The organism is Microvirga sp. P5_D2 (assembly GCF_054049475.1).
In genome coordinates, this window is record NZ_JBFUMH010000187.1 from 1 (window position 1) to 8,863 (window position 8,863).

Genomic DNA, 8,863 nt, shown 5'->3' on the forward strand with positions numbered 1-8,863 from the left:
ATCTCGGATGCATCACGGCCGGAGCTGCGCCAAGGGTCCAGTAAAGGCTCTTTATTACCGACGACTTACCTACTCCGTTTTCGCCCGTTATCACTGTTAGACGAGGGTGGAACTCCACCGTCCGCGCCTTCCTTTCGCTCAGCGACAGCAACTCCAGACGTTCGAATAGCAAGCGTTTCATGGTTCTTTTTTCTAAGATTGCGGATCAGAAGGAGGAAGCGGTCGCTGTCTCTCATCGCTTGTACTCATAGAGTATGACTGCCTTGATGAAGTGATCAGATGCAGCCGGGTTCCAATCTTGTACCATGTCACGGACCCACGGTACGGCGTCTTCGAGGCCAGATTTCAAATCTGGTGCCTTGTCGATTATCGCCTCAACTCGCTTCTTAACGTTGTCACCGAACTCTAGTGTTGATGCATTCCAACGGCGCCTTCGTTCAGCAATGTAGGTCGACCATTGACGCTCGATCTTCGCATCTTCTGCATGAGATAGCGCCAACTGTCGGGAAACAGTTTCCCAGTTCGGACRATATGCATGCTCGGCGTTGAGCGACCCAAGCCAGCTCTCTACATCTTGCCGCGTCACGAACTTCGAATTCTTGAGGGCAGCAAAATCCGACACGTCAGCAAGTGATTTGGAACGCTTTTTGCCATGATGGACAAGGTTCAGGGTGAACGGGTATGCACCAGCGTCAATCGAAGCATAGTCCTTGAGGAATATGCTAACCTCGCCAAATATGGCGGCTTCATAGCTTGCAAGATTGAGATGACAGTAGTTGAAGTGAAAGTAGCCTAGGTGATCGGCCTCGTTGAATGCCGAGTACTCAGATTGCAGCGCGGTCACGAATTTCGCTACATCGTCCTTACTTGCCGAAGAAAATGGATGCTCGCCTTGTTTCGTCCCGATCTCGGCTAGCGGTTGGTTGCTCACAAACACGATCCGCTTAACAGTGTCACCGAAGCGCATGACGTTATCGAACATCTTGCCTGCGAAGGACGCCTTCAGCGTTTTATCCTTGCCAGTGCTTTTTGGCCGCGTGGCGATTTTTGCGATCGTCCAGTGGCCAGCCTCTTGAGTCTTCAACTGGTAGAAGGTTGCCTTTGAGGGCGTATTGGCGTCATCAAGTTCGACGATATCATCGTGAAATTCGAACCCGATTGCATAGTTCGAACCTGTGCTATGTAGTTTCAGAACCTGTGAAATGCCCCATGCGGTTTGGAAGTCGAATCGATCATATGCCGTCCGTCCGCCATTCTCGCGCTCTTGCACAGTTAAAAGATCTTCGATGACACTCAAGCTTCTTCCCCGGGCAGAACCGAATCATTCAACGGGATCGATATCAGTCCAATGTATTGATACCCACGTTTGGAAAATAGCGAATCGAGAGGGAAACTAATCCTCTAACGCCAATCTCAGATATATTCTGCTGGGCAACCGATCCTTCGGTCGTGTCTGCTGTGGGCAGGTGGCCGAGACCGGCGATCTGGATGATCCCGGGCAAGATGGTCAAGGGCATGGGCGGCGCCATGGATCTCGTGGCGGGCGTCAAGCGCGTGGTCGTGGTCATGGAGCACGTCGCCAAGGCCAAGGACGGCTCGGAGGATCCTAAGCTTCTCAAGGCGTGCTCGCTGCCGCTCACCGGCGCGGGCGTAGTGGATCTGGTCATCACCGATCTCGGCGTGTTCTCCGTCGATAAGAAGGGCGGCTCCGGCATGACCCTGATCGAGCTGGCGGACGGCGTGACGGTCGAGGAGATCACCGCCAAGACCGATGCACCGTTTGTCAAAGCTATCGCTCAGGTTCGTTCCTCCGCCGCGGAGTAAGCAGCGAGGTGGGCTCGCAGTAAAGAAGGGACACTCGCAGACAGGAATGTTCAGCAGCCGAGCAAGAGATCCACTGAAGGGTGTCTAACAATCGGGTCGTACCCGTCTGAAGGAGCATGGCAGCGCCCTCCTGAACCTCGCATCTGAGCAATACAGAGTGTGCGTCATGTAGTAAGGACAAGTCACGCGGGGCTAAGGAGGCATTACGTGGCAGGGAAGCTTGAACGGCCGGAGAAGCCAGAGTCCGCTCCGATTGAGAAAGACCAATCGTTCGGGGAAGCCCTCGAGGAGATGGGCTTCCTTCCGGTGCCCGGAGCCAAGCGGCGCCTCATCCGACAAGAACGCCCGAGCAAGCCGCTCACCCGCTGGAAGGAACCCGGGAAGCGCGAGGACACCTAGCCCAAAGCGATGGGTTCGGGGGACCTGCTGCACGTGAGCATCGCTCCCCACGGCGGCCGCGGACACCGAGACCATATAGTCTGGATTCGACACATCCGCGAAGGAGGTCGAATGTCCGTTGTAGCCGGGATCAGCAGACGTTCAAAAGGCACCCGGAATTTCAGGTGATCACCCGGAGCGGTCCTTCGGAGCGACGAAGCACGGGTCCTTCTCGGGACGCTCCTCATCAGTGATGGATCAGGTCGGGCGCATGCGCGACAGGTGGAAGTTGGAATTCCTCTTCTTCAAATCGGGTTGGCTTTCAATTTCTCCCGCCAACGGGATGCCAGATCCTTCAAAGACGAGTCACGCGTGTACGATGAGGTTTCATCCTCGAGCCTTTCCAGGATTTCGAAGCTGAATTGCGCCTCGCCGTGGCGACGCCACGCCTCGAGCATCTCCTTCCTGGGGTGGGTGCCCTGTCGCAGCGTGAACCACAGGCGGGTTTGAATGGTCTCGATGTTGGGCCAGTGTCCGACCCAGGTCTCGCCGGAAGCCGCGCAGCGAACCGCATAGACCCCGCCGACGACCTTGCGTTCCTTGTAGGCTGCCACTGCCGCCTTGCGCGCCTCGCCCTTCATCCCGCCAAACCTTTCAGTCCGTTGCGAGACGACTGCATATCGCCTCGGCGTCCGCAAGGACGCCCTCCGTGAATACTACCCGGGCAATATTGACGCAAGTATTTTATCCGGGTAGTAATTAGCGACTAACTTGTGGTGCTGAACGTGTCCGACCTCCTTGCCAAACCCTGCACGGCCTTTGACGGTCATCGCGTGCTCCTCTCCGGCCCGCTGGTCGAAGTGGCTCTCGCGGTCAAAGCGGCCACCGACAATCGCTCATCGAACGCGATCCTTGTTTTCGACGATGCGACCGGCCGCGTCATCGATCTGGACCTGCGCGGGTCCGAGGCCGACATCGTCGAGAGATTGTCCCAGCCGCCTCGGACGCATGCTGGGCGCTACCGCCCCGATGCGGATGAGGCGACTGAACCTGCGAAGGACGAGAGTTTCGAACCAAGGGGCCGGGGGCGACCAAAACTGGGCGTCGTTGCGCGCGAGGTCACACTGCTGCCGCGGCACTGGGACTGGCTGGCCACTCAGCCGGGTGGCGCATCCGCCGCCCTGAGAAGGCTGGTAGACGAGGCCCGCCAAAGAGGGGGAGCGCGACAGCAGAAACGTGCCGCCCAGGAAGCCGCCTATCACTTCATGCTGGCCATGGCGGGCGATCTGCCGGGCTACGAGGAGGCGACGCGCGCGCTCTTCGCGGATGATCGCTCTAGGCTGGAGCAATGCATCGCGGACTGGCCCCAAGACGTCCGGTCGCACGTCCTGCGCTTGGCGTTTGGCCCGCCGGCTCATCTAACCTCACTCCGAGCGGAATAGCATCATGACCATCGCGAAGACCAATGGGATCGATCTGGCCTATGACAGTTTCGGCGACGAGGCCGACGAGGCGATCCTGCTGATCGCAGGGTTAGGCACGCAAATGATCCGGTGGACGGTCCCTTTCTGCGAAGCGCTGGCGGCGCGGGGCTACCGCGTGATCCGGTTCGACAACCGGGACAGTGGACACTCGACCCATTTTCACCAGTGCCCTCCGCCGGACTTCGGTGCGCTAGCGGCAGCGCTGATGGCTGGGCAGCGACCCGAGGTTCCCTATACGCTCCACGACATGGCTGCGGATGCCATTGGGCTGCTAGACACCCTCGCCATCGACAGGGCGCATGTCGTCGGGCGCTCGATGGGCGGGATGATCGCCCAGATTATGGCGAGCGAGCATCCCGGGCGGGTGCTGTCCCTGACCTCGATCATGTCGAGCACGGGCAATCCCATGCTGCCCCAGGCCGCGCCCGAGGTCATGGCGATGATGATGCGCCCGGCCCCGGATCCCGTCTCGGACGAAACCGGCTTCCTCGCACACAAGCTTACCTTTGCACGGCGCATCGCTGGCAGCGGCCATGCGTTTGACGAAGAGGCTCATCGCCTCCTCATCCTGGAGGAGACCCGGCGCGCCTATGATCCCGGTGGCTCCGCACGGCAGATCGCCGCGATGGCTGTGGCCGGCGACCGTCGCTCACGCCTGGCGACCATCACCGCACCGACGCTCGTTATTCATGGTACTGATGATCCGATTTTCCTTCCGGCTTGCGGCCGAGACACCGCAGCTTCGGTCCCGGATGCGGACCTCATGCTGATCGATGGAATGGGGCATGATTTGCCGCCGGCGCTGTATCACACGGTCGTCGAGGCTTTTGACCGGGCGGCTCGGCGGTCATCAAGTCACTGAAGCGACACTCCAGGCGCCCAAAGGCCCAATCCACGCTGTCGCCCAACCGCCACGACATCGCTTGCATTTATGCGTAGGCGCTGCCGCAAACCTCGCGACGCTCGCAGGCGAAGGACTGCAAATGGCACTTCTCGGAAGTAGGCCGATGGTCTGCTCCAGCAAGGAACAGCGGACGTTCCTGGCAGTGAACAAATTTCACTACCTGACCCAATCCGGAACTTCGCTGCCGCACGGCATCCACGCTAACGGATATCCAGGGGCATAAGGCGACATTGCTTGAGCGTGATGGGCTCCGTAGTCTCGGACCGTCTCTGAAAAGTCATGCGGCGATCGCCGGCAGAGCAGTAGGTCAGGCTGCGGCCGATCCCATCGTCGTCAGGGGTCACACGTCATGCGGCGTTTCGCTTTCACGAGCCAGGACTATCTTCGCGATCCCGCCTCGACGCTCACGAGGCTGAGGGCGGCAGGCCCCATTGTGGAAGTGCGTTTCCCGATCGTCGGGCGGACCTGGATCACCACCGACAGCGAGATGGCCAGCCGCGTCCTGAAGGACAGCGAGACCTTCACGATGCGCAGGAACGGCTCGCTCGCTGGCCTGCGCTGGTGGATGCCCGGGTGGATCCGCACACTCGCAGTGAGCATGTTGTCCATGGATGAGCCGGACCATACCCGCCTGCGTGGTATCGTCGACGAGGCCTTTCGGCGCCGCGCCGTTCTCGACATGGAGCCAAGGATACTCGCGATTGCCGATGGGCTTGCGGCTGAGCTTTTTGCCGACGGCAGCCCCGCTGACATGGTCGAGCGCTATGCCCGCAGATTGCCGCTTTCGGTTATCTGCGAACTGCTCGGCCTGCCTCGTGCCGACAGGCCCCGCTTCATCGCCTGGGCAACCAGCCTGACCCGCCTGACCGGCACGCTCAGCCTGCTGCGCATGATCGCCGGCATCCAGTCGATGAAGCGATACCTGGAGGGACGCTTGCAGGTTGCCCGCAGCACCGGTGGCGAAGGCTTGATCGCGGACTTGATCCGCGTGGAAAAGGAGGGCGGACGCATCAGCAGCCAGGAGATGGTGGCCATGGTCTTTCTCCTCCTCGGCGCCGGATCCGAAACCACCACGCATCTGATCAGCGGATCGGTCCATGAACTCCTCAGGACGCCGCGTCTGCGCGACTGGCTCGAGGAGGACTGGAGCCGCGCCCCGCTGGCCGTAGAGGAGTTCCTGCGCTTCATCTCCCCAGTGCAATTCACCAAGCCCCGGTTTGTCGGAAGGGATATTGAGCTCGGCGGGATCAAATTGAGGAAAGGGGACCGGATCATGGCCATGCTGGCGGCGGCCAATTTCGACCCTAGCGCCAATTCTCACCCTGAGAGGCTCGATCTGGCGCGACGGCCCAATCGGCACTTGGCCTTTGGCACGGGAATCCACTTTTGCCTCGGTCACCAGCTCGCCCGGATCGAGGCACAGTGCGCGCTGGAGGCGCTGTTCAAGCGTTGGCCCAGGCTCGAACTGGCCGTGCCGCCGGACGCCATCCGGTGGCGGCCGCGGCCTGGCCTCAGGGCGATCGAACGGCTGCCGGTCACGGTTTCGGTCCGGTAACCTGTCCTCGCTTGTGCCCGATCAGGCATCAAGTCAGATGGTGATCCGCGCGCCCACTTCGACGGCCTGGTCCTCGGGGATGCAGAACTGATCCGAGACATCGCTCGCCGAGCGAGCCATCGGAATGAAGATGTAGTCCTGCCAGAGTGGCAGCCCCGATTGGGCTGAGGGTTGCAGCACCCGCCGCGACAGGAAGAACGAGGCGTTGCTCAGGTCGAAGTTTGCGGCCTCCAGCGCCTTGGGCACGTTCGGGCTTTCCATGAACCCGAACCGCACGATCACCCGCGAGAACTGGTCCGAGAGCGTCTCGCTGGTGACGCGGCCCTCGTCCCGCAGGCGCGGCACCTCCTCGGTCACCACCGTCAGGATGACATTGTGTTCATGCAGCACCTTGTTGTGCTTCAGATTGTGCAGCAGAGCGGCCGGCACATCCTGGGAATTCCCGGTGAGGAAGATGGCGGTACCCGGAACACGCGGCACGGGGCTGCTCTCGGCCCTGCGCATGAACTCGGCCAATGGCGGGCGATCCCGGTGCGAGATCTCCGCCAGCAGGCGCGTGCCCTTGCGCCAGGTCCACATCAGGGTGAACAGGCCGGTACCGACCAGCAGCGGGAACCAGCCGCCGTGCGGGATCTTGAGCGCATTCGCGCCGAGAAACACGAGTTCAATGGCCAAGAACGGCGCGATCACCAGCGCCGCCACAGCCGGTGCCCAGCGCCAGAATTTCCAAGCGACGATGAACAGCAGGCACGAGGTGATGACCATGTCACCGGTCACGGCCAAACCATAGGCCGCCGCCAGGGCGCTCGACGACTCGAACAGGACGACGACCAGAACCACCGCCGTGAGCAGAAGCCAGTTGATGAACGGGACGTAGATCTGGCCCTTCTCGGTCTCGGAGGTGCGCATGACGCGGAAGCGGGGCAGGACGCCCAGGTGCATCGCCTGCTCCGAGATCGAAAACGCGCCGGTGATCACGGCCTGGCTGGCGATGACGGTCGCCACAGTGGCCAGGATCACCATCGGCAGCAGCGCCCACGAGGGGTAGAGCAGGAAGAACGGGTTTTCCAGCCCCTCGGGGTGCGCCAGCAGCATGGCACCTTGCCCGAGATAGTTGAGGGCCAGCGCCGGCAGGACGAGGCCGATCCAGGCCGTGCGGATCGGAGCCCGCCCGAAGTGACCCATGTCGGCATAGAGCGCCTCCGCGCCGGTCACCGACAGGAACACCGCGCCGAGGGCGAGGAGCCCAGCGGTGCCATGATTGAGCAGGAAGCTGAGACCGCGGACTGGATTGATGGCAGCGAGGATGCTGAGATCATCCCGGATGTGCATCAGGCCACCCACGGCCATGACCAGGAACCAGAAGGCGGTGATCGGGCCGAAGAACGAGGCCACGCTCGCGGTGCCAAACCGCTGGACGGCGAAGAGGGTGATCAGGATGACCAAGCTGAGCGGCACCACGTAGGGATCGAAGGCGGGCGTCACCAGCTTGAGACCCTCAACGGCGGAGAGGACGGAAATGGCGGGCGTGATGATGGTGTCGCCATAGAACAGCGACGCGCCGACCATACCGAGGATAATGGTGGCCCCGGTGCTGTGGCCGAGGGCCCGTTGCGCCAGCGTCACGAGCGAGAGGGTGCCGCCCTCACCGTTGTTGTCGGCCCGCAGCACGATGACCACGTACTTGATCGTCACGATGATGATCAGCGTCCACAGGATGAGGGACACCACGCCGAGCACCATCTCCCGGGTGAGGGCGCCGGCGCCAACATGTCCAGTGGCGGCGGCAAGGCTCTCCTTGAGCGCGTAGAGCGGGCTGGTGCCAATGTCGCCGTAGACCACTCCAATGGTGCCGAGGGTCAGAGCCCAGAAGGAGGTCGGGACTGCGTGCCCGTGGTCTGGTGAACCTGCGGCTGCGCTCCCGCTGATGCCTATTGCGGCCATGGACTGCCTCCCTCTCGTATCCGATGTGGGGAGTGGCATCCCCTTGGCCCCAACGTAGCCGTGCCGCGAAGGGTTTCACCTTAGGCGGACCCTGGAATATAGGCTCCCGGCGGGGCTTTCGGCCGAAGTCGACCCCTCATCGAGCAAGCCAGTGTCGGCGGTTCTTTATGCCGCCCTTATATTCGAGACCCCACTTCCCAATCGAGATTTGATGAGGCTTGGACTTAGCCTTCGGCACTCTCAACAGGGTGCTGTCATGTCCGACTTCGTCTATCTCTTCACCGGCCTTGGGTTCTTTGCGCTGATGGCGCTGTATGCCCGCGCGGCCGAGCGGCTGTGAGGGAGGCTGATCCATGTCCCTCGATCTTCTTCTCGGCGGCATCGTCGCCTTGGGCCTCGCCGGCTATCTCGTCCTGGCGCTGGTCCGGCCGGAACGCTTCTAGGAGGCCGATCCCATGACCCTCAATGGCTGGCTCCAGATCGTCATCATTCTCGCAACCGTCCTGCTGGCGGCCGTGCCGCTCGGTACCTTCATGGCCAAGGTCTATGCCGGCAAGCCCACCCTTCTTTCGCCTGTGCTCGGCCCCGTCGAGCGCGGCTTCTATGCCCTGGCGGGCGTCGATCCCGCCCGGGAACAGGGCTGGCGCGCCTATGCGCTCGCGATGCTCCTGTTCAATGCGGCGGGCTTCGCACTGCTCTACGCGATCCTGAGGCTGCAAGGTTTCCTGCCGTTCAACCCGCAGGGCTTTGGCGCCCTCTCGCCCGATCTCGCCT

11 protein-coding genes and 1 pseudogene are annotated in these 8,863 nt (G+C 61.7%); 8 read left to right on the top strand and 4 right to left on the bottom strand.

Translation table 11 applies throughout. The features are described 5' to 3' along the window. A partial coding sequence (locus ACXJKO_RS27030) for an AAA family ATPase (RefSeq protein WP_457094139.1) occupies window positions 1–181 on the bottom strand: 181 nt, incomplete at its 3' end. A 51-nt stretch (window positions 182–232) separates the two neighbouring features. Beyond that, on the bottom strand, window positions 233–1,297 hold the full coding sequence (locus ACXJKO_RS27035) for a dsDNA nuclease domain-containing protein (RefSeq protein ID WP_457094140.1): 1,065 nt from the start codon (window positions 1,295–1,297) through the stop codon (window positions 233–235). A 182-nt stretch (window positions 1,298–1,479) separates the two neighbouring features. On the opposite strand from ACXJKO_RS27035, the pseudogene ACXJKO_RS27040 reads away from it, so the two are divergent. Both ACXJKO_RS27040 and ACXJKO_RS27045 read left to right on the top strand, forming a co-directional pair. After that, a pseudogene (locus tag ACXJKO_RS27040) lies at window positions 1,480–1,824 on the top strand (CoA-transferase); the annotation flags it as partial. A gap of 207 nt (window positions 1,825–2,031) precedes the next feature. Beyond that, complete coding sequence (locus ACXJKO_RS27045; protein WP_457094141.1) at window positions 2,032–2,223, top strand: hypothetical protein; 192 nt, start codon at window positions 2,032–2,034, stop codon at window positions 2,221–2,223. Window positions 2,224–2,507: 284 nt separating this feature from the next. Here the strand turns inward: ACXJKO_RS27045 and ACXJKO_RS27050 are convergent, their stop codons facing one another. Then, a complete protein-coding gene (locus tag ACXJKO_RS27050) occupies window positions 2,508–2,843 on the bottom strand; it encodes a GIY-YIG nuclease family protein (protein ID WP_457094142.1) in 336 nt (111 codons plus the stop codon). Between the two features lie 144 nt (window positions 2,844–2,987). Here ACXJKO_RS27050 and ACXJKO_RS27055 point away from each other — a divergent pair, with 144 nt between their 5' ends. From ACXJKO_RS27055 to ACXJKO_RS27065, 3 genes are all read left to right on the top strand, one after another. Then, window positions 2,988–3,644 carry a DUF2239 family protein gene (locus tag ACXJKO_RS27055; RefSeq protein ID WP_457094143.1) on the top strand — a complete coding sequence of 219 codons (657 nt, stop codon included), beginning with the start codon at window positions 2,988–2,990 and terminating at the stop codon, window positions 3,642–3,644. Window positions 3,645–3,648: 4 nt separating this feature from the next. Further along, entirely contained in the window at window positions 3,649–4,548 is a 900-nt protein-coding gene (locus ACXJKO_RS27060) for an alpha/beta fold hydrolase (protein ID WP_457094144.1), read from the top strand. A gap of 391 nt (window positions 4,549–4,939) precedes the next feature. Then, entirely contained in the window at window positions 4,940–6,145 is a 1,206-nt protein-coding gene (locus tag ACXJKO_RS27065) for a cytochrome P450 (RefSeq protein WP_457094145.1), read from the top strand. Between the two features lie 33 nt (window positions 6,146–6,178). Here ACXJKO_RS27065 and ACXJKO_RS27070 read toward each other — a convergent pair whose 3' ends face one another. Further along, on the bottom strand, window positions 6,179–8,089 hold the full coding sequence (locus ACXJKO_RS27070) for a potassium transporter Kup (RefSeq protein WP_457094146.1): 1,911 nt from the start codon (window positions 8,087–8,089) through the stop codon (window positions 6,179–6,181). Window positions 8,090–8,300: 211 nt separating this feature from the next. Here ACXJKO_RS27070 and ACXJKO_RS27075 point away from each other — a divergent pair, with 211 nt between their 5' ends. The 3 genes from ACXJKO_RS27075 to ACXJKO_RS27085 all read left to right on the top strand — a co-directional run. Beyond that, window positions 8,301–8,429 (top strand): hypothetical protein, encoded by a 129-nt coding sequence (locus tag ACXJKO_RS27075; RefSeq protein ID WP_457094147.1) that lies wholly within the window; start codon window positions 8,301–8,303, stop codon window positions 8,427–8,429. 13 nt (window positions 8,430–8,442) lie between these two features. Next, the gene (gene kdpF, locus ACXJKO_RS27080) at window positions 8,443–8,532 is read left to right on the top strand and encodes a K(+)-transporting ATPase subunit F (protein ID WP_457094148.1); all 90 of its coding nucleotides are present in this window, start codon (window positions 8,443–8,445) and stop codon (window positions 8,530–8,532) included. A 12-nt stretch (window positions 8,533–8,544) separates the two neighbouring features. Continuing rightward, window positions 8,545–8,863, top strand: a 319-nt coding sequence (locus ACXJKO_RS27085; protein ID WP_457094149.1) for a potassium-transporting ATPase subunit KdpA, incomplete at its 3' end; no start/stop codon positions are given.